At 62.7% G+C, this 24301-nt stretch carries 21 protein-coding genes; 14 read left to right on the plus strand and 7 right to left on the minus strand.

The features are described from left to right. Positions 1–43: 43 nt before the first annotated feature. Positions 44–1573: a PLP-dependent aminotransferase family protein gene (locus tag D886_RS0100945; RefSeq protein ID WP_027592114.1), complete on the plus strand. Its 1530-nt coding sequence runs from the start codon at positions 44–46 to the stop codon at positions 1571–1573. A gap of 174 nt (positions 1574–1747) precedes the next feature. Here D886_RS0100945 and D886_RS0100955 read toward each other — a convergent pair whose 3' ends face one another. The 4 genes from D886_RS0100955 to aspA form a co-directional block, all read right to left on the minus strand. Next, positions 1748–2851 (minus strand): extracellular solute-binding protein, encoded by a 1104-nt coding sequence (locus D886_RS0100955; RefSeq protein ID WP_027592115.1) that lies wholly within the window; start codon positions 2849–2851, stop codon positions 1748–1750. Then, positions 2851–3894 carry a histone deacetylase family protein gene (locus D886_RS0100960; RefSeq protein ID WP_027592116.1) on the minus strand — a complete coding sequence of 348 codons (1044 nt, stop codon included), beginning with the start codon at positions 3892–3894 and terminating at the stop codon, positions 2851–2853. Before D886_RS0100960 ends, D886_RS0100955 begins: the two co-directional genes overlap by 1 nt. 161 nt (positions 3895–4055) lie before the next feature. Continuing rightward, entirely contained in the window at positions 4056–5048 is a 993-nt protein-coding gene (locus D886_RS0100965) for an AraC family transcriptional regulator (protein ID WP_027592117.1), read from the minus strand. Positions 5049–5225: 177 nt separating this feature from the next. After that, positions 5226–6650 (minus strand): aspartate ammonia-lyase, encoded by a 1425-nt coding sequence (gene aspA, locus D886_RS0100970; protein WP_027592118.1) that lies wholly within the window; start codon positions 6648–6650, stop codon positions 5226–5228. A gap of 182 nt (positions 6651–6832) precedes the next feature. On the opposite strand from aspA, the gene D886_RS0100975 reads away from it, so the two are divergent. The 5 genes from D886_RS0100975 (at position 6833) to D886_RS0100995 (ending at position 10456) form a co-directional block, all read left to right on the plus strand. After that, on the plus strand, positions 6833–7765 hold the full coding sequence (locus D886_RS0100975) for a LysR substrate-binding domain-containing protein (protein ID WP_172960396.1): 933 nt from the start codon (positions 6833–6835) through the stop codon (positions 7763–7765). Positions 7766–7936: 171 nt separating this feature from the next. Next, on the plus strand, positions 7937–8428 hold the full coding sequence (gene purE / locus D886_RS0100980; RefSeq protein WP_016489856.1) for a 5-(carboxyamino)imidazole ribonucleotide mutase: 492 nt from the start codon (positions 7937–7939) through the stop codon (positions 8426–8428). Positions 8429–8438: 10 nt separating this feature from the next. After that, positions 8439–9521 carry a 5-(carboxyamino)imidazole ribonucleotide synthase gene (locus tag D886_RS0100985; RefSeq protein WP_027592120.1) on the plus strand — a complete coding sequence of 361 codons (1083 nt, stop codon included), beginning with the start codon at positions 8439–8441 and terminating at the stop codon, positions 9519–9521. 107 nt (positions 9522–9628) lie between these two features. Then, positions 9629–9874, plus strand: a complete 246-nt coding sequence (locus tag D886_RS0100990) for a GlsB/YeaQ/YmgE family stress response membrane protein (RefSeq protein ID WP_027592121.1) — start codon at positions 9629–9631, stop codon at positions 9872–9874. A 12-nt stretch (positions 9875–9886) separates the two neighbouring features. Next, positions 9887–10456 carry a DUF3299 domain-containing protein gene (locus D886_RS0100995; protein WP_027592122.1) on the plus strand — a complete coding sequence of 190 codons (570 nt, stop codon included), beginning with the start codon at positions 9887–9889 and terminating at the stop codon, positions 10454–10456. A 124-nt stretch (positions 10457–10580) separates the two neighbouring features. Here the strand turns inward: D886_RS0100995 and D886_RS0101000 are convergent, their stop codons facing one another. Both D886_RS0101000 and D886_RS0101005 read right to left on the minus strand, forming a co-directional pair. Continuing rightward, positions 10581–11477, minus strand: coding sequence for a D-hexose-6-phosphate mutarotase (locus D886_RS0101000; RefSeq protein ID WP_027592123.1), 897 nt, complete (start codon positions 11475–11477; stop codon positions 10581–10583). 72 nt (positions 11478–11549) lie between these two features. After that, complete coding sequence (locus D886_RS0101005) at positions 11550–11948, minus strand: acyl-CoA thioesterase (protein WP_003253317.1); 399 nt, start codon at positions 11946–11948, stop codon at positions 11550–11552. 356 nt (positions 11949–12304) lie between these two features. Between D886_RS0101005 and D886_RS0101010 the strand changes: the two genes are divergently transcribed. From D886_RS0101010 to D886_RS0101045, 8 genes are all read left to right on the plus strand, one after another. Beyond that, positions 12305–13594, plus strand: coding sequence for an MFS transporter (locus tag D886_RS0101010; protein ID WP_027592124.1), 1290 nt, complete (start codon positions 12305–12307; stop codon positions 13592–13594). Positions 13595–13806: 212 nt separating this feature from the next. Next, positions 13807–14805 carry a phosphate ABC transporter substrate-binding protein PstS gene (locus D886_RS0101015; RefSeq protein ID WP_027592125.1) on the plus strand — a complete coding sequence of 333 codons (999 nt, stop codon included), beginning with the start codon at positions 13807–13809 and terminating at the stop codon, positions 14803–14805. Between the two features lie 139 nt (positions 14806–14944). Next, a complete protein-coding gene (locus D886_RS0101020; RefSeq protein WP_027592126.1) occupies positions 14945–17233 on the plus strand; it encodes an ABC transporter permease subunit in 2289 nt (762 codons plus the stop codon). A gap of 17 nt (positions 17234–17250) precedes the next feature. After that, positions 17251–18921, plus strand: coding sequence for a phosphate ABC transporter permease PstA (pstA, locus tag D886_RS0101025; protein ID WP_027592127.1), 1671 nt, complete (start codon positions 17251–17253; stop codon positions 18919–18921). A 72-nt stretch (positions 18922–18993) separates the two neighbouring features. Next, on the plus strand, positions 18994–19827 hold the full coding sequence (gene pstB / locus D886_RS0101030) for a phosphate ABC transporter ATP-binding protein PstB (protein ID WP_027592128.1): 834 nt from the start codon (positions 18994–18996) through the stop codon (positions 19825–19827). 94 nt (positions 19828–19921) lie between these two features. Further along, complete coding sequence (gene phoU, locus D886_RS0101035; protein ID WP_027592129.1) at positions 19922–20692, plus strand: phosphate signaling complex protein PhoU; 771 nt, start codon at positions 19922–19924, stop codon at positions 20690–20692. A 165-nt stretch (positions 20693–20857) separates the two neighbouring features. Continuing rightward, the gene (locus tag D886_RS0101040; protein WP_027592130.1) at positions 20858–21748 is read left to right on the plus strand and encodes a response regulator; all 891 of its coding nucleotides are present in this window, start codon (positions 20858–20860) and stop codon (positions 21746–21748) included. A 211-nt stretch (positions 21749–21959) separates the two neighbouring features. Then, positions 21960–22856 (plus strand): peptidoglycan DD-metalloendopeptidase family protein, encoded by an 897-nt coding sequence (locus tag D886_RS0101045; RefSeq protein ID WP_027592131.1) that lies wholly within the window; start codon positions 21960–21962, stop codon positions 22854–22856. Between the two features lie 16 nt (positions 22857–22872). Here the strand turns inward: D886_RS0101045 and D886_RS0101050 are convergent, their stop codons facing one another. Beyond that, positions 22873–24213, minus strand: a complete 1341-nt coding sequence (locus tag D886_RS0101050) for a hemolysin family protein (protein ID WP_027592132.1) — start codon at positions 24211–24213, stop codon at positions 22873–22875. Positions 24214–24301: the final 88 nt, after the last annotated feature.

Raw genomic sequence — 24301 nt, forward strand, 5'->3', positions numbered from 1 at the left:
CTGTGTAAGATCCATTTATGACTGATTTGACAGGTCCAATACGGTGAACAAGCGCCCCCTCATCTTGCCCTTCGACCCCGCTGGCATCGTGCTGGACCGCCAGCGAGGGCTCAGCCAGCAGCTTTACCAGGCCTTGCGTGCACGGGTGCTGGATGGGCGCCTGAGCAGCGGTACGCGGTTACCGGCCAGCCGTGACCTGGCAGCCATCCTCGCGCTGTCGCGCAACAGTGTGGTGCGTGCCTACGACCAGTTGTATGCCGAAGGGTATATCGAGAGCCGGGTGGGGGACGGCACCTATGTCACTCAGCTCGATAAACTATCCACACAACTGTCCACAGGGTTATCCCTAGGGTTATCAACAGGCTTATCCACATTTTACTCAGAAAAGACTGAGGATTTATCCAGCTGTGAGCGCACCAGCGAGCCTTTGGAGCGTCTGAAAAGTAACCATTTGCCGCCTCCCAGAAGTGGCGCGCCGCGCGCATTCCGGGTGGGGATTCCGGCCTTCGATCTGTTCCCGTTTGACGTCTGGGCCAAGCTGCAAGCGGGTTTCTGGCGTAACCCGGACCCTGCGCAGCTGGGCTACGGTGAACCCGCAGGCGAGCTGCAGCTGCGCGAGCTGATTGCCACCTATTTACGCCGTTCGCGGGGTTTATCGTGCACGGCTGAACAAATTGTGATCACCAGTGGTGCACAGCAGGCCATCAGCCTTTGTGCACAGTTGCTGTTGCAGCCTGGCGAGGGGGTGGCTGTGGAAAACCCGGGCTACCGGGCCGCCGGGCATACCTTCGCCGTGGCGGGTGGCAGGGTGATGGGCGTGCCAGTGGATGACGAGGGTATGAATTGCCAGCGGCTGATGCAGCTGGCGGACTGCCGCCTGGCCTATGTGACGCCAGCCCACCAGTACCCGACCGGGGTAACCATGAGCCTGGCACGGCGCCTGGCATTGCTGGCCTGGGCCGAGCGCAGCGATGGCTGGATCATCGAAGACGATTACGACGGCGAGTACCGCTACAGCGGTGCGCCATTGGCACCGCTGGCGGCATTGGACCGGCAGGGGCGGGTGCTGTACATCGGCACGTTCGGCAAGATTGCCTTCCCCGCGTTACGCCTGGGCTACCTGGTGCTGCCTGGGCGCCTGGTGCAGGCCTTCAGCCAGGGGCGTGCGTTGGCCATGCGGCATTCGGAGGTCAGTAGCCAGTGCGTGATGGCCGAATTCATGGCCCAAGGGCATTTCCAGCGGCACATCCGGCGTATGCGCCGGGCCGCGTTGAGCCGGCGCAACGTGCTCAAGGCGGGCTGGCCTGTGGATGTTCCAGGCTTGGGCGCCATGCCGGAAGTGGCGGCGGGGCTGCACGTGAAGGTGGATGTGGATAACTTTGCGCGGGAACAAGCCTTGGTCGCCAAGGCTGAAGCGGTTGGCGTTGAGGTGAATCCGCTGAGTAGTTACTGGTTGGATGACAGCGAGGTGCCTGTGGATAAGCGGGCAGGGTTGGTGCTGGGGTTTGCGGCCGTGCCGGAAGGCGACATCGCCAATGCACTGATGCGATTGCGCAGTGCCTGGCGAAAGTGAACGGGGCCGCTGTGCGGCCCAATCGCCACCCTTTGCGCCAAGCCTTACCCCGGTAGGAGCAGCCTTGCGCTGCGAAGAGGCCGGTAAAGGCAGCGAAGATGCTGCTGGGTTTACTGGCCTCTTCGCAGCGCAAGGCTGCTCCTACAGCGATGTGGGCTGTGGCCTACATACCATCTAGGTGCCGGACTTAATGCGCGTCCAGGCCCTGGTGCGCGCGCGCTCGGCGTCGCGTGGCAACGGCTTGAGGGTGTACAGCTTGGCCATCGCTTCCGCCGTCGGGTAAAGGTTGGGGTTATTGCGAATCGCCGGGTTCACCTTCTCGGTGGCGTCCTTGTTCGGGTTCGGATAGCCGACAAAATCACTGATCGGCGCAATCACCTCCGGGCGCAGCAGGTAGTTGATGAAGGTGTGGGCGTCTTCGGCGTTGGCGGCGTTTTTTGGAATGGCCAGCATGTCGAACCAGATCGGCGCTCCTTCCTTGGGCAGGCGCATGTCGACCACCACGCCATTCTTCGCATCGCGGGCCCGGTTGGCGGCCTGCGAGAAGCTGCCGCTGTAGCCCACCGCCACGCAGATGTCGCCGTTGGCGATGTCGGCCATGTACTTGGAGGAATGGAAGTACGTCACGTGCGGGCGAATCTTCAGCAGCAGCTCCTCGGCCTTCTTGTAGTCGGCCGGCTTGTCGCTGTTGGGCGGCAAGCCCAGGTACTGCAGGGCCAGTGGCAAGATCTCCGAGGGCGAATCGAGCAAGGCAACGCCGCACTGCTTGAGCTTGGCAATGTTCTCTTCCTTGAAGATCAGGTCCCAGCTGTCCACAGGTGCGTTCTCACCCAGCGTAGCCTTGACCTTGGCCGGGTTGAAGCCGATCAGCACGGTGCCGTACATGTAGGGCACGGCAAACTTGTTGCCGGGGTCGTTGGCCTCGATCAGCTTCATCAGTGCCGGGTCCAGGTGTTGCCAGTTCGGCAGCTTGCTGCGGTCCAGTGGCTGGAACACGCCAGCCTCGATCTGCTTGGCAAGGAACACGTTGGACGGTACCACCACGTCATACCCGGAGTTGCCGGTCAGCAGCTTGGCTTCCAGTGCCTCGTTGGTGTCGAAAATGTCGTAGATCAGCTTTACGCCGCTGTCTTTCTGAAAGTCGACCAAGGTTTGCGGGGTGATGTAGTCGAACCAGTTGTAGACCCGCAGGGTGCGCTGTTCGGCCTGGGCCTGCAGGGCGCCGGTGAACAGGGTGGCAGCGATGATCGGGGCGAGCAGACGCTTGAGTCGGGCCATCATCGGGCTCCTGGCTGGGCGCGCTGGAAACCTTCCAGCACATTGACTGCGTTGATGCCGATTTCTTCCACAGCGTAGCCGCCTTCCATCACGAACAGGGTCGGCTTGCCGAGCTGGGCGATGCGTTTGCCCATTTCCAGGTAGTCAGGGCTGTCCAGCTTGAACTGGGAGATTGGGTCGTCCTTGAAGGTGTCCACCCCGAGCGAGATCACCAGCACATCGGCCTCGTAGGCAGCGATGCGCTGGCACGCGTCTTCCAGCGCTGCGCTCCAGGCGGCCCAGTCACTGCCGGCCGGCAACGGGTAGTTGATGTTGCAGCCTTCACCTGCGCCTTCGCCCGTTTCGTCGGCATAGCCGAGGAAGAACGGGAATTCGTCCTGCGGGTCGCCGTGGATCGAGGCGAAGAACACATCGCTGCGGCTGTAGAAGATGTCTTGGGTGCCGTTGCCGTGGTGATAGTCGACGTCGAGGATGGCGACCTTGGCGCGGCCTTGGTCCAGGAAGGCCTGGGCAGCGATGGCAGCGTTGTTCAGGTAGCAGTAACCGCCCATGACTTCGCCGGCGGCATGGTGCCCCGGTGGGCGGCACAGGGCGAACGCCGAATGGGCGCCTTGCTGGATGGCGGCCTGGGCCGTGAGCGCGACCTGGGCGGCGCTGTAGGCGGCTTGCCAGGTACCGGCGGTAATCGGCGCGCCGGCGTCGAAACTGTAGTAGCCAAGCTCGCCATGCAGGCCGGTGGGTTTAACCTGGCGCAGGGTGCGGGCTGGCCAGGTGAAAGGCAGCAGGTCGCCTTCATGGCCCAACGCGGCCCAGCGCGCCCAAGCGCCTTCAAAAAAGTCCAGGTAGTCGGCGCTGTGGACGCGCAGCAGCGGCGCGCGGCCGAAGTCGTCCGGCGCCTTCACGTCGCCCAGCTGGCGCTTGTTCACTTGATCGAGCACATGGTCGGCGCGCGAAGGCATTTCGAAGCAGGGCATCAGCTTGCCGTCGATCAGCTCGCAGCGGCCGTGGTGCAGGCGGTGGTCATCGGAATAGATCGTCAGCATTGTTGTTCTCCGGTTGGACTGGCGTGGTCCCATTTTCAGGGGCAGCCCGGTAGCGGAGAACGACGCAAACGGCCAAAAGGGGATCGATGTGGCCAAGGTCGCTGGCCGGGTTTAATGTGCGGGCCTCTTCGCGGGCAAGCCCGCGAAGAGGCCCGCCCAGGTCAACCGCGAAAGTGGCTGGGCGCCACGCCACTCCAGCGCTGGAACGCATGGCGGAAGCTGGCCGTTTCGCTGAACCCCAAGGTTTCGGCAATTCGGTAGATCGGCATCTGTTCATCGGCCAACAGCTGCTTGGCCCGCTCGAAACGCAGCTCATCGAGCAGCTGTTGATAACTGCTGCCCAGCGCCTGCAGGTGCCGACGCAGGGTCCGCGATGAGCAGTTCATCTGCCGCGCCAAACCCTCAAGCCCGGGCGCTGCGTCCAGTTGTTGGGCCAGCAGCTGGCGTATCTTGCCCAGCCAGGCCTGACGCCCTGTGAACTCGAGGTTCAGGCGTCGGCAGCGCTCGCTCATGGCTTTGTGGGTAATGGGGTCGGCCAACGGTAGCGGGGTATCCAGCCAGCGCCGCTCGAAGGCAAACGCGTTGTCCTCGGCCTCGAAGCCGATTGGGCATTGGAAGGCACGGGTATAGAGGCTGTGGTAGCCCGGCCGGGCATGCTCGAAGCGGCTGCCGAGCAGTGGCAGGGGCCGGCCCAGCAAGTCGTCGCAAATCACTTTAAGCGAGACCAGGCAGAACTCTGCATTGAAAGCAGTCAGCGCCGGGCTGTCGCGGTAATCGCTGGCGCTGAGCCATACACGCTGGCCGTCGTCGATCAGGCGCAGTTGGAAGACTGTTCCCAGCAGTGCCGGAAAGCGCAGCGCCAGGCGCAAGGCGTCACCCAAAGTGGCACTGGAGAGCAGGGCGTAACCGAGCATGCCATAGCACGACACGTGCATGCGCTGGCCCAGCTCCAGGCCGATGTCTTCGCGCCGGGCGACGGCATTGGCACACACCTGCAGCTCTTGCTGGGTGGTGATGCGCGCGTCTGCATGCCCCAGGTCCGCCGGGCCGATGCCGCTGCCGGCGAGCAAGGCCGAAGCCTCGCAACCCTCAGCCTGAAAGACGTTGAGGATCAGCGAAACCGCGTTGAGGGTGGTCAGGTGGCTGTGCAGCATGCTCGGTATCCCGTTGGTTGGGATGCATTATGGAGCAAGTTGTGTGCCGCAAACCTGGGGCAGCGCAACCGCGCTAGATCATGCAGGCAAAAAAAAGGCCCGATGCATGCGCTCGGGCCTTTGAAAGGTTGAGAGGTGTCTAGTCCCTCGACCTGGTGAGACAGTTGAAGCGGTCGGTTACGCCTTCAGCGGAACCAGACGCGGTGCAATCATGTTTTCTGGGCGCAGGATGTCGTTGAGCATCTCTTCGTCCAGCAGCTTCTCTTCGCGTACCAGTTCCAGCACACCGCGGCCTGTTTCCAGAGCAACACGGGCGATACGGGTGGCGTTTTCGTAGCCGATGTAAGGGTTCAGGGCGGTGACCAGGCCGATCGAGTGCTCGACCAGTTCACGGCAGCGCTGTTCGTTGGCAGTGATGCCGACGATGCAGTGCTCGCGCAGCATGTCCATGGCGCGCTGGAGCAGGCGGATCGAGTCGAAGATCTTGTAGGCGATCAGCGGCTCCATCACGTTCAGCTGCAGCTGGCCACCTTCGGCGGCGACGGTCAGGGCCAGGTCGTTGCCCATGATGGCGAAGGCCACCTGGTTGACGGCTTCCGGGATAACCGGGTTGACCTTGCCTGGCATGATCGAGCTGCCTGGCTGACGCGCTGGCAGGTTGATCTCGTTGATGCCGGTACGCGGGCCGCTGGACAGCAGGCGCAGGTCGTTGCAGATCTTCGACAGCTTGACCGCGGTACGCTTGAGCATGCCGGAGAACAGCACGAAGGCGCCCATGTCGGAGGTGGCTTCGATCAGGTCGGCAGCTGGGACCAGCGGCTGGCCGCTGATGGTTGCCAGGCGCTGTACGGCGAGCATCTGGTAGCCCGGGTCGGCGTTGATGCCGGTACCGATGGCAGTACCACCCAGGTTGATTTCGGTCAGCAGCTCCGGCGCCAGCGAACGCAGACGGTTGAGGTCTTCGGTCATGGTGGTGGCGAAGGCGCGGAATTCCTGGCCCAGGGTCATCGGCACGGCGTCCTGCAGCTGGGTACGGCCCATCTTCAGTACGTGGTCGAACTCTTTACCTTTGGCGGCGAAGGCCTGGATCAGGCTGTCGAGGCTGGCGAGCAGGGCGTCATGACCCAGCAGCAGACCCAGACGGATCGCAGTCGGGTAGGCGTCGTTGGTCGACTGCGCCATGTTCACGTCGTTGTTCGGGTGCAGGTACTGGTACTCACCCTTCTGGTGGCCCATGGCCTCCAGCGCGATGTTGGCGATGACTTCGTTGGCGTTCATGTTGGTAGAAGTACCAGCACCGCCTTGAATCATGTCCACCACGAACTGCTCGTGGTAGTCGCCTTTGATCAGCCGGCCGCAGGCGGCGCTGATGGCGGCGTGCTTGGCATCGCTCAGGTGCCCCAGCTCTCGGTTGGCGTCAGCAGCAGCCTGCTTGACCATCGCCAGGCCCACTACCAGTTTCGGGTAGTGCGACAGCGGAACACCGGAGAGGTGGAAGTTGTTGGCAGCGCGCAGGGTCTGGATGCCGTAGTAGGCATCAGCAGGAACTTCAAGGGTACCCAGCAGATCTTTTTCGACGCGGAACGATGCAGCGGCAGACATGATGTATATCATCTCGAATTTGACCCGGCACATGCCGGAATGGCGCTAATCCTAGGCCCGAAGAGGATTTTGCGGCCAATGCTGTTGCACGCTAACCTATGCACAAACGGCATAGTGTTTCATGTGACGCCAATTGACATTCGAGCGTGTTCCATTTTGGTGCATGCCGGGAGATGTGCTTCGTGAACCTGGAAAGCAAATGGCTGGAAGACTTCAGCGCCCTGGCTGCCACGCGCAGTTTTTCGCAAGCGGCAGAGCGGCGTTTCGTCACTCAACCGGCCTTCAGTCGACGTATTCGCAGCCTCGAAGCAGCCTTGGGCCTGCAGCTGGTGAATCGTTCCCGCACGCCGATTGAACTGACCGAGGCCGGGCAGCTGTTTCTGGTCACAGCGCGCACCGTTGTCGACCAGTTGAGCGAAATTCTGCGCCATTTGCACCACCTCGAAGGTGGCCAGGGCGAGGTTATCCAAGTGGCGGCGGCGCACTCCCTGGCGTCGGGGTTTTTCCCACGTTGGGTGGCCCAGTTGCGCAACGACGGGTTGAACATTGCCACCCGTCTGGTGGCGACCAACGTGGGTGATGCGGTGCATGCCCTGCGCGAAGGCGGTTGCGACCTGATGCTGGCCTTCTATGACCCCGATGCCGCGCTGCAGATGGATGCCGAGATCTTCCCGTCGCTGCACATGGGCACCACCGAAATGTTGCCGGTGTGTGCCGTGGATGCCGACGGCCAGCCTTTGTTCGACCTGGAAGGCGAGGGCAGCGTGCCACTTTTGGCCTACACCGCCGGTGCCTTCCTCGGCCGTTCGGTGAACCTGCTGCTACGCCAGCGCAACCTGCGCTACACCACTGTTTATGAAACCGCCATGGCCGACAGCCTCAAGAGCATGGCGCTGGAGGGCATGGGCATTGCCTGGGTGCCCCGCCTGTCGATGCGCGGCGAACTGGAGCGGGGCGAACTGGCCATCTGCGGTGGCAGCCAATGGCACGTGCCCCTGGAAATCCGCCTGTACCGCTGCGCCCTGGTGCGCAAGGCCAACGTGCGCTTGTTGTGGCGCAAGCTGGAAGGGGCGGCGGCGGTTGACCCAAAAGTCAGCCAAAGCCCCGAAAAATAAGGCCGACAGTTGGTCGCCGGGGGTGCCAGCATCGCCCAGGGTTACGGTATACTGCGCGGCCTTTAGACCGGATAGCTCCGGTCCTGATCAGCAAACAAGCCACGCCGGTCGTCCCGCGTGGCTTGTTGTTTTTTGACGCGCCCAAGGGCGCACAAGCGAAGAGGCTCGACGATGAGTGCACTGGTTGGCGTGATCATGGGCTCCAAGTCCGATTGGTCCACCCTTAGCCACACCGCCGATATGCTGGAAAAACTCGGCATTCCCTACGAAGTGAAGGTGGTTTCCGCCCACCGCACCCCGGATCTGCTGTTCCAGTATGCCGAAGAGGCCGAAGGCCGTGGCATCGAGGTGATCATCGCCGGTGCCGGTGGCGCAGCCCACCTGCCAGGCATGTGCGCCGCCAAGACCCACCTGCCGGTGCTGGGCGTGCCGGTGCAGTCGTCGATGCTGTCGGGTGTCGATTCGCTGCTATCGATCGTGCAGATGCCGGCGGGCGTTCCGGTCGCGACCTTGGCCATCGGCCGGGCGGGCGCGATCAACGCTGCATTGCTGTCGGCGAGCATCCTGGGCGCCAAGTACCCGCAGTACCACGCGGCGCTCAAGCAGTTCCGCACGGAACAGACCGACACCGTGCTGGACAATCCAGACCCGCGCCAGGCTTGAGGCTGACCCCATGAAGATCGGTGTAATCGGTGGTGGCCAGCTCGGCCGCATGCTGGCCCTGGCGGGTACTCCGCTGGGCATGAACTTCGCGTTCCTCGACCCGGCTGCAGATGCCTGCGCCGCCCCTCTGGGCGAGCACCTGCGCGCCGACTACGGTGACCAGGACCATCTGCGCCAGCTGGCCGACGAAGTCGACCTGGTGACCTTCGAGTTCGAAAGCGTCCCGGCCGAAACCGTGGCCTTCCTCTCGCAGTTCGTCCCGGTCTACCCAAGCGCCGAAGCGCTGCGTATTGCCCGCGACCGCCTGTTCGAGAAGAGCATGTTCCGCGACCTGGGTATTCCGACCCCGGCCTTCGCCGACATTCTCTCCCAGGCAGACCTGGACGCCGCGGTTGCCAGCATTGGCCTGCCAGCGGTGCTCAAGACCCGCACCCTGGGCTACGACGGCAAGGGCCAGAAGGTCCTGCGCAGTGCTGAAGACGTGGTCGACACCTTCGCCGAGCTGGGCAGCGTGCCGTGCCTGCTGGAAGGCTTCGTGCCGTTCACCGGCGAAGTCTCGCTGGTGGCCGTCCGTGCTCGCGATGGCGAAACCCGCTTCTATCCGCTGGTGCACAACACCCACGAGAGCGGCATCCTGCGCCTGTCGGTGGCCAGCGAAGCGCACCCGCTGCAAGGCCTGGCCGAAGACTACGTCGGCCGTGTGCTGAAGCAGCTGGACTATGTCGGCGTGATGGCGTTCGAGTTCTTCGAAGTCGACGGCGGCCTGAAGGCCAACGAAATCGCCCCGCGTGTGCACAACTCCGGGCACTGGACCATCGAAGGCGCCGAGTGCAGCCAGTTCGAGAACCACCTGCGCGCCGTTGCCGGCCTGCCGCTGGGCTCGACTGCCAAGGTCGGTGAAAGCGCCATGCTCAACTTCATCGGCGAAGTACCCGCGGTGGACAAAGTGGTTGCCATCGAAGACTGCCACCTGCACCACTATGGCAAGGCCTTCAAGGTCGGGCGCAAGGTTGGCCATGCCACCCTGCGTTGCCAGGACATGGCCACCCTCGCGCGCAAGATTGCCGAAGTAGAGGCGCTGATCAGCAACTGATCGGGCTGTAAATCGAACTTCTGCAAGCGGCTTGCCCTCTGAACATGGAACAAGCCAAAGCCCGTCTAGGCTTTGGCTTGTTCCATCTTCACTGCAGAGGGATTGCCATGGGCATCATTGGAACCATCTTCATCGGCCTCATCGTTGGCCTGCTGGCCCGCTTCATCAAGCCGGGCGACGACAGCATGGGCTGGATCATGACCATCCTGCTGGGTATTGCCGGCTCCTTGCTCGCCACCTACGGCGGCCAGGCACTGGGCATTTATCAGGCGGGGCAGGCCGCAGGGTTCTTCGGCGCGCTGGTCGGTGCCGTCGTCCTTCTGGTGATCTACGGATTAATCAAGAAACGCTGAATACCGTTTAGAATGCTCGGCAATTCATCCGAGTTGCCGAGCATTTTCATGCGTGCCTTATTTCTCATCCCCTTGCTTCTGGCCAGCACCCTGGCCCGTGCCGAGCTGCCCGAAACCGACTGGCTGGAGCTGATGCCCAAGTCGGACCAGAAGGCCCTTGAGCAGATGCCCGAAATCGACCACAACTCGCCAGAGGCCATGGGCACCTTCACCGACAAGGGCGGCCTCAAGCAGAGCAAAGGGTTGCCGGCGGTGATGTATTCGACCAAGACCGTGGCCGCCATGAACGGCAAGCAGATTCGCCTGGGCGGTTACCCGGTGCCGCTGGAGAGCGATGCCAAGGGCAACAGCACGCTGTTTTTCCTGGTGCCGTACCCGGGCGCCTGCATCCACGTGCCGCCACCGCCACCGAACCAGTTGGTGCTGGTGCGCTACCCGAAGGGGCTGAAAATCGACGACATCTACACGCCGCTGTGGGTTAGCGGGGCGTTGAAGGTGGAGAAGGTCAGCAACGACCTGGCGGATGCGGCCTATGCGCTGGATGCGCAGAAGGTGAGGGTGGTGGAGGACTCCGACCTCTGATTGCCTGCACCGGCCTCTTCGCGGGTAAACCCGCTCCCACAGGTACTTCACCCATTTCGAATGCGGTGCAGTACCTGTGGGAGCGGGTTTACCCGCGAAGAGGCCCGCAAAACCACTGCAAAACTCAGATCATTTCACAACCAATCTGCACGCCCAGCGAATGGCTCGCGCCAGGCTTCACTTCCACCACGTCATCCCACACATTCGCCGTCTCGATGCACAGCATCCGCTGCCAGCCATCATCCGCCATGTCCGGCAGCTCCCGCGCCCGCTCGGTCCACGGGTTCCAGATCACCGCCGAGCGCGAGCCACTGCTGGTCAGGGTAATCCGCCGCGCCCAGTGGGGGTCGACGATGCTAAGGGTTTGCGGGGTAGCCAGGTAGATCCGGTCAGTCTCCCCGGCAAATGCCAGCACACCTTGCTGCTGGCGCTGCTCCCAATCGGCCAAGGTCTCGATGTAGCTCAACCCCTCCGCACCCTCGACCCGCGCCTGGCGCACGTCGCTGACGGCAAAGTAGCTGTGCAGGGCCTGGCTGATGGTCACACTGTCGCTGCCGAGGTTATAGCTGGTCAGCGTCACGTTCAGCTGTTCGCCCAGTTCGATCAGCAACTTCAGCTCGACCTCATGCGGCCAGCCGGGCAAGTCACCTTGAGCCGCAGGCAGCTCGAATTCGATCTGAATCGTGTCGCCGACCTGCTCAGCCCTGTTCAACTGCCAGTCGCGACCCCGCACCAGCCCATGCGCGGGGGCTTGTTCGCCCGTGTACATACTTTGTACAGACGCGGGGTTGCGCTGCAGGTTGCCAAACCACGGCCAGCACACCGGTACCCCGGCGCGCACGGATTTGCCCTGGCGGAAAATGGCCTGGTCGCTCAGCCACAGCAGCGGCGGTTCGCCCACACGCTGGTAGCTGAGGATCTGCGCGCCCTGCTGGGCGATCAGTAGTTCGGCATGCTCGCTGGTGATGCGCCAGCAATTGAGTTCGCCGTGTTGCTCGGTGTCGACCTTGAAAGTAGCCATTGCACTCGTCTCATTGATTGCCCTGTGGGCCTTGGACCCGGGCACGTGCAATGAGTTTACCGCCGGCGTGGCTCAGCGACGAGGCACAGAGCGGGTGCGGCCACTGCCGTCGATGGCGACGAAGACGAATACCGCTTCGGTCACCTTGCGCCATTCACTGGACAGCGGGTCGTCGCTCCACACTTCGACCATCATCTGGATCGAGCTGCGGCCGATTTCCAGGGTCTGGGTATAGAACGACAGCTGGGCGCCCACGGCGACCGGGACCAGGAAGGCCATGCGATCGATGGCCACCGTGGCCACACGGCCACCCGCGACACGGCTGGCCATGGCAGTGCCGGCCAAATCCATCTGGGCGACCAGCCAGCCGCCAAAGATGTCACCAAAGCCGTTAGTCTCACGAGGGAGTGCGGTGATTTGCAAGGCCAGGTCGCCTTGCGGGATTGGATCTTCTTGTTCGAGCTCAATCATGCGATGGGGCCTCTGACCCGTGACGCTTTCGTTGGTGTGGCGCAAAGGCCGGGTAAACGATTCAGCTGGAAACATACTACGCCGATTTCGTTTCACTGGGCGGCCGTAGGGAAACTCTGCGAAACCGCCTGACATGCAGACCGGCGTTTTCGCACAACATCCCACGCTAGGAGCAACCTTTTCCTACGAACGGCCAGTATATAGAGCATAACGGCCAGCGACGACCGCGCATTCATGAATATCTGTATGGTTTTTGTATCGCTTTCGGCGCGCCTCGGCAATTTGCTATCTTCGCTCGTCTACCAATCCAGAAGTCGCGCGCCAAGCGGCCTGCATGACCTACAAGAGAAAGATCGATGACCTCCGTGCCGAGCAGTATCGAGCAGCCTTCACGGCCGCTGACCCGCAGCGACTACAAGACCCTTTCACTGTCCGCCCTGGGCGGTGCACTGGAGTTCTACGACTTCATCATCTTCGTGTTCTTCGCCACGGTGGTCGGCAAGCTGTTCTTCCCTGCCGACATGCCGGAATGGCTGCGCTTGATGCAGACGTTCGGCATCTTCGCCGCCGGCTACCTGGCGCGGCCACTGGGCGGCATCGTCATGGCGCACTTCGGTGACCTGCTCGGGCGCAAGAAGATGTTCACCCTGAGCATCTTCATGATGGCGCTGCCCACCCTGATCATGGGCCTGCTGCCGACCTACGCGCAGATTGGCCTGTGGGCACCGGTTTTGCTGCTGCTGATGCGCGTGATTCAGGGCGCGGCGATTGGTGGCGAAGTGCCGGGCGCCTGGGTGTTCGTCTCGGAGCACGTACCAGCGCGCAATACCGGCTACGCCTGCGGCACGCTGACCGCCGGCCTGACCTCGGGCATTCTGCTCGGCTCGCTGGTCGCGACCCTGATCAACAGCATTTACACCCCAGGTGAAGTTGCCGATTACGCCTGGCGTATACCGTTCTTGCTGGGGGGTGTGTTCGGCCTGTTCTCGGTGTACCTGCGCCGCTGGCTGCACGAAACCCCAGTGTTCGCCGAGATGCAGCAGCGCAAGGCCCTGGCCGAAGAGCTGCCGCTGCGTGCCGTGCTGCGTGATCACCGTGGCGCGATCATCTTGTCGATGCTGCTGACCTGGTTGCTGTCGGCCGGCATCGTGGTGGTGATCCTGATGACCCCCGCGCTGCTGCAGAGCTTCTACCAAATCAGCCCGACCGACTCGCTCAAGGCCAACAGCCTGGCCATCGTGCTGCTCAGCCTCGGCTGCATCGGTGCCGGTAGCCTGGCCGACCGCATCGGCGCTGGGCGTGTGTTCATCGTCGGCAGCCTGCTGTTGCTGGCCAGCTCCTGGACCTTCTACCACAGCCTGCCGACCCGCCCCGACCTGCTGTTCCCGCTGTATGCGCTGACCGGACTGTGCGTCGGTATCGTCGGCGCCGTGCCCTATGTGATGGTCAAGGCCTTCCCACCGGTGGTGCGTTTCAGCGGCTTGTCGTTCTCTTACAACGTCGCCTACGCCATCTTCGGCGGGCTGACGCCGATGGTGGTGACCGCGCTGTTGAAGGTCAGCCCAATGGCGCCGGCCTATTATGTGGCGGGGCTGTGTGCTGTCGGGCTGGCCGTAGGCGTTTATCTGTTCGCCAATAAGCGCTGATCGGCTTGCATCAATTGCCTCCCTCATTGGGGTAGGCGAAGAGCCTGAGCGGTTACCCCGCGCCTCTGCAACATCTTGAAAAGGCCATCCCCGGCACCGGGTGATGGCCTTTCATCCAATTGTCACATTGAAGTCATATCGTATTCATGCGGCCTGCAGATACTTGGGCCCGATCCATCCAACACCCCCAATATTCCTGCTAGGAGCAAGGCATGAAACTGAAGCGTTTGATGGCGGCCCTTACCTTCGCCGCCGCTGGCGTTGCAACCGCCAATGCGGTAGCCGCTGTCGACCCAGCAATCCCGACCTACACCAAGACCACCGGTGTTTCGGGCAACCTCTCCAGCGTCGGTTCGGACACCCTCGCCAACCTGATGACCCTGTGGGCCGAGGCCTACAAGAAGGAATATCCGAACGTAAACATTCAGATCCAGGCCGCCGGCTCCTCCACCGCGCCACCCGCGCTGACCGAAGGCACCGCCAACCTGGGCCCGATGAGCCGCAAGATGAAGGACGTCGAGCTGCAGGCCTTCGAACAGAAGTACGGCTACAAGCCGACCGCCATCCCGGTCGCCGTTGACGCCCTGGCTGTATTCGTCCACAAGGACAACCCGATCAAGGGCCTGACCATGGCTCAGGTCGATGCGATCTTCTCGTCCACTCGCCTGTGCGGCGCCAAGGCCGATGTCAAAACCTGGGGCGACCTGGGCGTGACCGGCGACCTGGCCAACAAGCCAGTGCAGCTGTTCGGCCGTAACTCGGTATCGGGCACCTACGGCTACTTCAAGGAAGAAGCCCTGTGCAAAGGCGACTTCAAGCCTAACGTCAACGAACAGCCTGGCTCGGCTTCGGTCGTGCAGTCGATCAGCTCCTCGCTGAACGGCATTGGCTACTCGGGCATCGGCTACAAGACCGCTAGCGTCAAGACCGTTGCCCTGGCCAAGAAAGAAGGCGGCGAGTTCATCGAAGACAACGAAGAAAACGCCCTGAACGGCAAGTACCCGCTGTCCCGCTTCCTGTACGTCTACGTCAACAAGGCCCCGAACAAGCCTCTGGCCCCGCTGGACGCCGAGTTCATCAAGCTGGTGCTGTCGCAAGCTGGCCAGCAGGTCGTGGTGAAGGATGGCTACATCCCGCTGCCGGCCAAAGTGGTCGACAAGACCCTGGCTGACCTGGGCCTGTCCCACGCTGGTAACGTCGCAAAGAAGTAAGTAACTGAGGAATCGGCCGGTGCCTAAGCCCGGCCGCTTCCACGAATTCTCAGTCCGAAGCCAGAACCCCTGAGCGTCGGGCTTTCTTGCGTCACTGCATTGTCATGTTTTTGTCATACGGGACCGCTAGGGTGTGCGCATGAATGATCTGGCCAACTCCACCATGACCCAAAATTCCCAACCCGTGCGGATTGACTTCAATACGCCCGAGTTGCAACGCAAGCGCCGCATGCGTGCGCTCAAGGACCGCCTGACTCGCTGGTATGTACTGGTGGGCGGGCTTGCCGTATTGGCGGCAATTACCCTGATTTTCTTCTACCTGGCCTACGTGGTGCTGCCGCTGTTCCAGGGCGCCGAGCTGACCAGCAAGAAGGCCCTGGAGCCGACCTGGCTGCAGCAGGATGTCGGCAAGCCGCTGATGATCGCGCTTGAAGAGCAGAACCTGGTGGGCATGCGGGTTTCCGACAAGGGGCAGGCACTGTTCTTCGACACCAAGACCGGTGCCGAGCTGCAGCGCGTCGACCTGCCGCTGCCGGCCGGTACCCAGGTGAGCTCCATCAGCACCGATCAGCCGGGTAGCCCGCTGGTTGTGCTGGGTCTGTCCAATGGTCAGGCGTTGGTGTTCCACCACACCTACAAGATCACCTACCCGGACAACAAGAAGACCATCACCCCAGGCATCGACTACCCCTACGGCAAGGACGCGTTCGTGCTTGACGACCAGGGCCGCCCTCTGGAGCACGTGAGCGTCAACGTCAACGGCGAAACCCTGCTGCTGGCAGGTTCCACCGGTTCGCACCTGCAGGTCACCCAACTGACCCGCGAAGAGAACATGATGACCGGCGAGGTCACCAGCGAGCAGAACCGTATCGACCTCCCGCAGATGACCGAGCCGGTCAAGGCCATTTACGTCGACCCGCGCCAGCAATGGCTGTACGTGGTCAACGGCCGTGCCACCGCCGACGTCTTCAGCCTGCGTGACAAGAGCCTCAACGGCCGCTACAAGCTGCTGGAAGATGGCAATGCCGAGATCACGGCCAGTGGCCAGTTGGTGGGCGGTATCTCGCTGATCTTCGGTGACTCCAAAGGTGGCTTGAACCAGTGGTTCATGGCCCGCGATCCCGATGGCGAGTCGCGCTTCAAGTTGATCCGCAGCTTCCAGATGGGCACTGCGCCGATCGTCCAGATCGATGCCGAAGAGCGCCGCAAGGGCTTCATCGCCCTGGACGCCGAAGGCAAGCTTGGTGTGTTCCACAGCACCGCGCACCGCACCCTGCTGGTCGAGCCGGCTGCAGAAGGCGCGGGCATCCTGGCCCTGTCGCCGCGTGCCAACCGCATCATCATCGAGGAAGGCGGCAAGCTGCTGCCGCTGAGCCTGAAGAACCCGCACCCGGAAGTCTCCTTCAGCGCGCTGTGGGGCAAGGTCTGGTACGAGAACTATGACGAGCCCAAGTACGTCTGGCAGTCGACTGCGTCCAACACCGACTTCGAGCCCAAGCTCAGCCTGTCGCCGCTGACCTTCGGTACCCTGAAGGCTGCGTTCTACGCGATGATCCTGGCCGCCCCGCTGGCCATTGCCGCCGCCATCTACACCGCCTACTTCATGGCCCCTGGCATGCGCCGCAAGGTCAAGCCGGTGATCGAGCTGATGGAAGCGATGCCGACGGTGATCCTCGGCTTCTTCGCCGGCCTGTTCCTCGCGCCGTACCTCGAAGGCCACTTGCCGGGTGTGTTCAGCCTGTTCGTACTGATGCCGTTCGGCATCCTGCTGGCCGGTTTCGTCTGGAGCCGCCTGCCGGAGTCGATCCGCCTGCGCGTGCCGGATGGCTGGGAAGCGGCGATCCTGATCCCCGTGATCCTGTTCACCGGCTGGTTCGCCCTGACCATGAGCCCTTACCTGGAGACCTGGTTCTTCGGCGGCGACATGCGCCTGTGGATCACCAACGACCTGGGCATCACCTACGACCAGCGCAACGCCCTGGTAGTTGGTATCGCCATGGGCTTCGCGGTTATCCCGAACATCTACTCGATTGCCGAAGACGCCGTGTTCAGCGTGCCGCGCAGCCTGACCCTGGGCTCCCTGGCCCTGGGTGCGACGCCGTGGCAGACCCTGACCCGCGTGGTCATCCTCACCGCCAGCCCGGGTATCTTCTCGGCGCTGATGATCGGCATGGGCCGTGCGGTGGGCGAGACCATGATCGTGCTCATGGCCACCGGCAACACCCCGGTGATGGAGATGAACCTGTTCGAAGGCATGCGCACCCTGGCCGCCAACGTGGCGGTAGAAATGCCGGAGTCGGAAGTCGGTGGCAGCCACTATCGCGTGCTGTTCCTGGCGGCCCTCGTGCTGCTGATGTTCACCTTCATCATGAACACCTTGGCCGAGCTGATTCGCCAGCGTCTGCGCAAGAAATACTCGTCGCTTTGATAGAAAGGTAGAGATCCGTGAAAAAGGATTCCCTCAAAGGCTGGTTCAAGAGCGGCGCCCCAGGCGTCTGGATCAGCGGTGGCGCGGTTGCCATGGCGGTGATCATGACCATCGGCCTGCTGTCGGTCATCGCCGTGCGAGGCCTGGGCCACTTCTGGCCGGCCGACCTGGTCCAGGCCACCTACAAGGTGCCTGGCCAGGCTGATCACATCGTCGTCGGCGAAGTGGTGCAAAAAGAAGAAGTGCCCCGTGCACGCCTGAAGGGTGCCGGCTTGCCGGTACCTGAGCAGGGCCCGGAGTTCATGACCCGTGAGCTGATCAAGGTCGGTAACCGCGACCTTAACGGCAGCGACTTCACCTGGGTGGTGGGCGACTGGCTGGTCGATGAGCAACGCCCGGTCGACCTGATGGCGCTGGAACGCCGCGAGTGGGGCAACTTCTACGGCTACCTGGTCAGCGTCAAGGAAGAAGGCCGCGTGGTCGCCGAAGGCCCTGCTGCCTGGAACGAACTGCAGGCCCGCCTCAAGCGCGCCAACCAGCTCAATGGCGAATTGCAGCAACTCGAGAAAAAAGACATCGGCGCCATCAACCATGGCCTCGAACGCCTGCGCCTGCATAGCCGCAAGCTGGAGCTGGAGGGCAAGCTCGACGCCGCTGCCCAGGCCGACATGGACGCCGAGCGTGCCGAGCTGAACAGCCGCTACAAGGCCATCGAAGACCGCCTCAGCGGCCTGCACCAGGCCTTCTCCCGCGACAGCCTGGTGGCACGTGATGCCAACGGCCGCGAAGTGGAGATCAACCTGAGCAAGGTGGTGCACGCTATCCAGCCGAACGGCATGTCCGGGCTGACCAAGATGGGCACTTACTTCGCCAAGGTCTGGGAGTTCCTCAGCGACGACCCGCGTGAAGCCAACACCGAGGGCGGCATCTTCCCGGCCATCTTCGGTACCGTGATGATGACCCTGATCATGGCCGTGATCGTGACCCCGTTCGGCGTGCTGGCTGCAGTCTACCTGCGCGAATACGCCAAGCAGGGCCCGGTGACGCGCCTGATCCGCATCGCGGTGAACAACCTGGCGGGTGTACCGGCGATCGTCTACGGCGTGTTCGGCCTGGGCTTCTTCGTCTATGTACTGGGTGGCTCGATCGACCGGCTGTTCTTCCCCGAGTCGCTGCCGGCACCCACCCTGGGTACCCCGGGCCTGCTGTGGGCCTCGCTGACCTTGGCGCTGCTGGCGGTACCGGTGGTGATCGTGGCCACCGAAGAAGGCCTGGCGCGGATTCCACGCACTGTGCGCGAGGGCTCGCTGGCCCTAGGCGCGACCAAGGCCGAGACCCTGTGGAAAATCGTCCTGCCGATGGCCAGCCCGGCCATGATGACCGGCATGATCCTCGCCGTGGCCCGCGCCGCGGGTGAAGTGGCGCCACTGATGCTGGTGGGTGTGGTGAAGCTGGCGCCGTCGTTGCCACTGGATGGCAACTACCCGTACCTGCACCTGGACCAGAAGATCATGCACCTGGGCTTCCACATCTATGACGTCGGCTTCCAGAGCCCTAACGTCGAGGCCGCACGGCCGCTGGTGTACGCCACCGCGCTGCTGCTGGTGCTGGTGATCGCCACCCTCAACCTCTCGGCGGTGTGGATCCGTAACCACCTGCGCGAGAAGTACAAGGCGCTGGACCACTGATCCTGATTACAAGCGTGCCGCCTGCAAGCCGGGCGGCCCTTTGAAACGAATTGATAGCGTATGGAGTTGACCATGCAGCACGAATCCCATACCCACGGCATCGACATGTCTGCCCTGGGCCGCGACAAGCAGAGCCTGCGCCTGGCCGAAGAGACCGTGGCCATCGAAGTACCGGGCCTGAGCCTGTTCTACGGCGACAAGCAAGCCTTGTTCGACGTCAGCATGAATATCCCCAAGCAGCGCGTGACCGCCTTCATCGGCCCGTCCGGCTGCGGCAAGTCGACCCTCCTGCGTACCTTCAACCGCATGAACGACCTGGTTGACGGTTGCCGCGTGGAGGGCGCCATCAACCTGTATGGCACCAATATCTACCGCAAGGGCGAAGACGTGGCCGAGCTGCGCCGCCGTGTGGGCATGGTGTTCCAGAAGCCGAACCCGTTCCCCAAGACCATCTATGAGAACGTCGTCTACGGCCTGCGCATCCAGGGCATCAACAAGAAGCGCACCCTCGACGAAGCCGTCGAATGGGCACTGAAGGGCGCCGCCCTGTGGGATGAGGTCAAAGACCGCCTGCACGATTCGGCCCTGGGCCTGTCGGGTGGCCAGCAGCAACGTCTGGTCATTGCCCGCACCATCGCCGTGGAGCCAGAAGTATTGCTGCTCGACGAACCGTGCTCGGCACTGGACCCGATCTCGACGCTGAAGGTCGAAGAGCTGATCTACGAATTGAAATCCAAGTACACCATCGTCATCGTGACCCACAACATGCAACAGGCGGCGCGCGTCTCGGACTACACCGCCTTCATGTACATGGGCAAACTGGTCGAATTCGGGGACACCGATACCCTGTTCACCAACCCGGCGAAGAAGCAGACCGAAGACTACATCACCGGTCGCTATGGCTAGTCGGTCTGCCAGCCGCAGGCCTGGGGCCAAGGGATAACACGAACGACTTGAAGCTTGCGGCTTGAGGCTTGCAGCTTTTTCGCGGAGCGAAACGATGATCAACAAAGAAAGCCTTACGCATCACATCTCCCAGCAGTTCAACGCCGAGCTCGAAGAGGTGCGCAGCCACCTCCTGGCCATGGGCGGCCTGGTCGAGAAACAGGTCAACGACGCGGTAACCGCGCTGATCGAGGCCGATTCGGGCCTGGCCCAGCAGGTGCGCGAGGTCGATGAGCAGATCAACCAGATGGAGCGCAACATCGACGAGGAGTGCGTCCGCATCCTCGCCCGCCGCCAGCCAGCGGCGTCCGACCTGCGCCTGATCATCAGCATCTCCAAGTCGGTGATCGACCTGGAACGCATCGGTGACGAGTCGACCAAAATCGCCCGCCGCGCCATCCAGCTGTGCGAAGAAGGCGAGTCGCCACGCGGCTACGTTGAGGTGCGCCACATCGGCGACCAGGTGCGCAACATGGTGCGCGATGCGTTGGACGCCTTTGCCCGCTTCGATGCCGACCTGGCGTTGTCGGTGGCGCAGTACGACAAGACCATCGACCGCGAGTACAAAACTGCGCTGCGCGAACTGGTGACCTACATGATGGAAGACCCGCGTTCGATTTCGCGGGTGCTGAGCGTCATCTGGGCCTTGCGTTCGCTGGAGCGTATCGGCGACCACGCCCGCAACATTTCCGAGCTGGTGATTTACCTGGTGCGCGGCACCGACGTCCGCCACATGGGCCTCAAGCGCATGAAGGCGGAAGTGCAGGGCACCAGCGGCGATGAGGCCGAAAGCGCTAATGTTCCGGGCCAAGCGGACGATAAATAGTATTGCTCCCGAGCCTCAACGCCCGGCTTAGGCCGGGCGTTTTCGTTTGCGGTCGAGCAGCCATCAGGCACCCGCGAACGGTGTGAAGAAGTCCCGCTCCACGCGCAGTTGTGGCAAGTAGCCATCACTTGCCGGTAGGCTAGTCGGGATTCAAGAGGAGTATCGATGAGTAAAGTCAATGTGCTGGTCGTGGATGACGCCCCGTTCATCCGCGATCTGGTCAGGAAGTGCCTGCGCAATGCCTTTCCGGGCATGGTCATCGACGATGCGGTCAACGGTCGCAAGGCGATGGCCATGTTGGGCAAGGAGCCGTTCGACCTGGTCCTGTGTGACTGGGAAATGCCTGAGATGTCGGGCCTGGAGCTGCTCAGCTGGTGCCGTCAGCAGCCCGCGTTGAAGAGCCTGCAGTTCATCATGGTGACCAGCCGTGGTGACAAGGAGAACGTGATCCAGGCCATTCAGGCCGGTGTGTCCGATTTTGTCGGCAAGCCGTTCACCAACGAGCAGTTGCTGACCAAGGTAAAGAAAGCCCTGACCAAGATCGGCAAACTCGACAGCCTGATGGCCACTGGGCCTGCGCGCGCGAATTCGGCGTTTGCCAACGATTCGCTGAGCGCGCTGACGGGCGGCAAGCCTGAAGCCGTCAAGGTCGCGGCGCCTGCTGCCGCGCCGGCCAAGCCGTTGATCAATGCACCGGCACCGCCTGCGGCTGCACCCAGTGGCCGTGGCCAAGGCCAGCTGCGCCTGTCTAGCGGCACACAGCCGTGCGTGATCAAGGCGTTGAGCCTGAAAGAGGCGCTGCTGGTGGTGCGCCGCAGCGAAGCGCTGCCGCAGGTGCTTGAGGGCGCGGTACTGGACCTGGAGCAAGGCGAAAACGCCGAAGTCGCGCGCCTGAACGGTTACCTGCATGCCGTCGCGGCGCTGGAGCCCAAGCCAGACAGTGACTGGCTGCAGCTGACCTTCAAGTTCGTCGATCAGGATGCGCAGAAGCTCGACTACCTGTCGCGGCTGATTGCCCGCGGCACGGCGCAGAAGCACTTCACGCCCGGCGCCTGATCGACAGCCAGGCATACGCGGTTCTTGTAGGAGCAGCCTTGTGCTGCGAAGAGGCCGGTGATAACACAGTGATATTGGCTGTTATCACCGGCCTCTTCGCAGCACAAGGCTGCTCCTACAGGTACGTGTTCGCCATCCGACCAACTGTCATATCCCCCGCCAAACCGGCTGCTAGGCTTCGACAGATCACAACTGTCAAAAAGCCACTATCATGCCCGCCCGCCTGCTGCTGTTCTGTGCATTGCTCATGGCCTCGGCGTCGAGCCTGGGCGTGACCCTCTACCCGATCACCGATGCCAACGGTGTGGGTGCCTATACCGACCGGCCAGGCCCCGGGGCCAAGCCGATCGAGCTGCATGAATCCATGGTCGAGCGCCAGGAAAGCCAGGTGCGGCTCAACGCGATCGTGTTCCAGGGCGGCGTGAGCTTTTCTGCGCGCAATGAATCGCATGTGCCGGTGCAGGTCGAATTGCACCTGGACAAGCTGATCAACGCCCAAGGCGGCAATGCGCCGCGGATCGTGCGCAGGGTGCTGCCAGGGCGTTCAACCCAGATGCTCAGCGTGCTGCGGGGCCGCCCTGGGACGTTGCTGGGCTATCGCTCGACGCTGCTGCAGGCAATGGGCGACCCGGGGCTGCGGCCTCAGGGTTATCGGTACGCCTTCCCCTGGCTGGGCGGGCCGTTTCGGGTGACGCAGGGGCCCAACGGCCGCTTCAGCCATTTTGGCCCCAAGGGGCGCTATGCCATGGATATCGCCATGCCTGAGGGCACGACCATCATTGCGGCCCGGGAAGGGGTGGTGGTGAATGTCGAGAACAGCCAGACCGGGCGTGGCAGCAACCCTTCGGGCAATTTTGTCAGGGTCCTGCACGCCGACGGCACCATGGGCGTGTACCTGCACCTGATGCGCGGTTCGGTGGTGGTGGCTGAGGGGCAGCGGGTGAAGCAGGGGCAGATGCTGGCCAAGTCCGGCAACACCGGCAACAGCACCGGCCCGCACCTGCATTTTGTGGTGCAGCGCAACGTGGGGTTGGCGCTGGAGTCGATACCCTATCAGTTCGACAGGCCGATCAGTGGGCTGCCCGACTTTACGGCGGGCAACCCCTGAATGATGGACCGTAAGGTCAATCCAGCTTCAGCACCTTGGCCAGCACGATCTTCGGCCCTTTCATCTTCTTGATGATGATGCGCAGGCCTTCAACCTCAAGCACTTCTTCCTCTTCAGGGACGCGCTTGAGCGTTTCATACACCAGCCCAGCCAGGGTCTCCGCCTCGATGTGGTCCAAGTCGATGCCCAGCAGGCGCTCGACCTTGAACAGCGGCGTGTCACCACGCACCAGCAGCTTGCCCGGCTGGTAGGCGAGGATGCCGCGCTCGGTCTTGCGGTGTTCATCCTGGATATCGCCGACCAGTACTTCCAGCACGTCTTCCATGGTCAGGTAGCCGATTACCTTGCCATCGGCTTCCTCGACCAGCACGAAATGCGCGCCGCCCTTGCGGAACTGCTCCAGCAACTGCGACAGCGGCATATGCCGGGAAACCCGCTCCAGCGGGCGGGCCAGGTCTTCGAGGTCGATGGTTTCGGGCAGGTGGTCGAGTTCGGCCAACTCCAGCAACAGGTCCTTGATGTGCAGCAACCCGGTGAACTCTTCGCGTTCGGCGTCGTAGACCGGGTAACGGCTGAATTTGTGGCGGCGTAGCAGGGCCAGGATCTGCTTGAGCGGCGCGTGCGCGTCGATGCTGACCATGTCCTCGCGGGAGTTGGCCCAGTCGACCACTTCCAGCTCGCCCATTTCCACTGCCGAGGCCAGCACGCGCATGCCCTGGTCGCTCGGGTCCTGGCCACGGCTGGAGTGCAGGATCAGCTTGAGCTCTTCGCGGCTGTAATGATGCTCGTGGTGCGGGCCAGGCTCACCTTGGCCAGCAATGCGCAGGATGGTGTTGGCGCTGGCATTGAGCAGGTAGATGGCCGGGTACATCGCCCAGTAGAACAGGTACAGCGGCACCGCGGTCCACAGCGACAGCAGCTCGGGCTTGCGGATCGCCCAGGACTTGGGCGCCAGCTCACCGACCACGATGTGCAGGTAAGAGATGACGAAGAACGCGACGAAGAACGAAATGCCCTTGATCAGCTCTGGCGTGTCCACGCCCATGTAGGCCAGCAGCGGCTCCAGCAGGTGGGCGAACGCCGGCTCGCCGACCCAGCCCAGGCCCAAGGAGGCGAGGGTGATGCCCAGCTGGCAGGCGGACAGGTAAGCGTCGAGCTGGTTGTGCACCTTGCGCAGGATGCTGCCACGCCAGCCGTGCAGTTCGGCGATGGAATCGACGCGGGTTGAGCGCAGCTTGACCATGGCGAACTCGGCGGCAACGAAAAAGCCGTTGAGCAGCACCAGGAGCAAGGCAAAGATGATCATGCCGAAATCGGCGAATAACGAGGTGAGGCTGATACCAGGGGAAGGGTCCATGATGGAGTTTTTACGGGGTCCGTCTTTGAGGAATGGAGAAAAAAAGTGCCAGCACAGGCTGGCACAGGGGATCCAATGTAGCGGTTGA

Source organism: Pseudomonas sp. LAIL14HWK12:I7 (genome assembly GCF_000483465.1).
Classification (GTDB): domain Bacteria; phylum Pseudomonadota; class Gammaproteobacteria; order Pseudomonadales; family Pseudomonadaceae; genus Aquipseudomonas; species Aquipseudomonas kermanshahensis.

What these genes read in the sequence shown, in the direction of transcription:
- D886_RS0100985 (WP_027592120.1), top strand. Translation starts at nt 8,439, where the DNA reads ATGAAGATCGGTGTAATCGGTGGTGGCCAGCTCGGCCGCATGCTGGCC.
- D886_RS0101020 (WP_027592126.1), top strand. Translation starts at nt 14,945, where the DNA reads ATGAATGATCTGGCCAACTCCACCATGACCCAAAATTCCCAACCCGTG.
- D886_RS0100965 (WP_027592117.1), bottom strand. Translation starts at nt 5,048, where the DNA reads ATGCTGCACAGCCACCTGACCACCCTCAACGCGGTTTCGCTGATCCTC.
- D886_RS0101000 (WP_027592123.1), bottom strand. Translation starts at nt 11,477, where the DNA reads ATGGCTACTTTCAAGGTCGACACCGAGCAACACGGCGAACTCAATTGC.
- D886_RS0100960 (WP_027592116.1), bottom strand. Translation starts at nt 3,894, where the DNA reads ATGCTGACGATCTATTCCGATGACCACCGCCTGCACCACGGCCGCTGC.
- D886_RS0100990 (WP_027592121.1), top strand. Translation starts at nt 9,629, where the DNA reads ATGGGCATCATTGGAACCATCTTCATCGGCCTCATCGTTGGCCTGCTG.
- D886_RS0101040 (WP_027592130.1), top strand. Translation starts at nt 20,858, where the DNA reads ATGAGTAAAGTCAATGTGCTGGTCGTGGATGACGCCCCGTTCATCCGC.
- D886_RS0101005 (WP_003253317.1), bottom strand. Translation starts at nt 11,948, where the DNA reads ATGATTGAGCTCGAACAAGAAGATCCAATCCCGCAAGGCGACCTGGCC.
- D886_RS0101010 (WP_027592124.1), top strand. Translation starts at nt 12,305, where the DNA reads ATGACCTCCGTGCCGAGCAGTATCGAGCAGCCTTCACGGCCGCTGACC.
- pstB (WP_027592128.1), top strand. Translation starts at nt 18,994, where the DNA reads ATGCAGCACGAATCCCATACCCACGGCATCGACATGTCTGCCCTGGGC.
- D886_RS0101050 (WP_027592132.1), bottom strand. Translation starts at nt 24,213, where the DNA reads ATGGACCCTTCCCCTGGTATCAGCCTCACCTCGTTATTCGCCGATTTC.
- phoU (WP_027592129.1), top strand. Translation starts at nt 19,922, where the DNA reads ATGATCAACAAAGAAAGCCTTACGCATCACATCTCCCAGCAGTTCAAC.
- D886_RS0101015 (WP_027592125.1), top strand. Translation starts at nt 13,807, where the DNA reads ATGAAACTGAAGCGTTTGATGGCGGCCCTTACCTTCGCCGCCGCTGGC.
- D886_RS0100995 (WP_027592122.1), top strand. Translation starts at nt 9,887, where the DNA reads ATGCTCGGCAATTCATCCGAGTTGCCGAGCATTTTCATGCGTGCCTTA.
- D886_RS0101045 (WP_027592131.1), top strand. Translation starts at nt 21,960, where the DNA reads ATGCCCGCCCGCCTGCTGCTGTTCTGTGCATTGCTCATGGCCTCGGCG.
- D886_RS0100955 (WP_027592115.1), bottom strand. Translation starts at nt 2,851, where the DNA reads ATGGCCCGACTCAAGCGTCTGCTCGCCCCGATCATCGCTGCCACCCTG.
- purE (WP_016489856.1), top strand. Translation starts at nt 7,937, where the DNA reads ATGAGTGCACTGGTTGGCGTGATCATGGGCTCCAAGTCCGATTGGTCC.
- aspA (WP_027592118.1), bottom strand. Translation starts at nt 6,650, where the DNA reads ATGTCTGCCGCTGCATCGTTCCGCGTCGAAAAAGATCTGCTGGGTACC.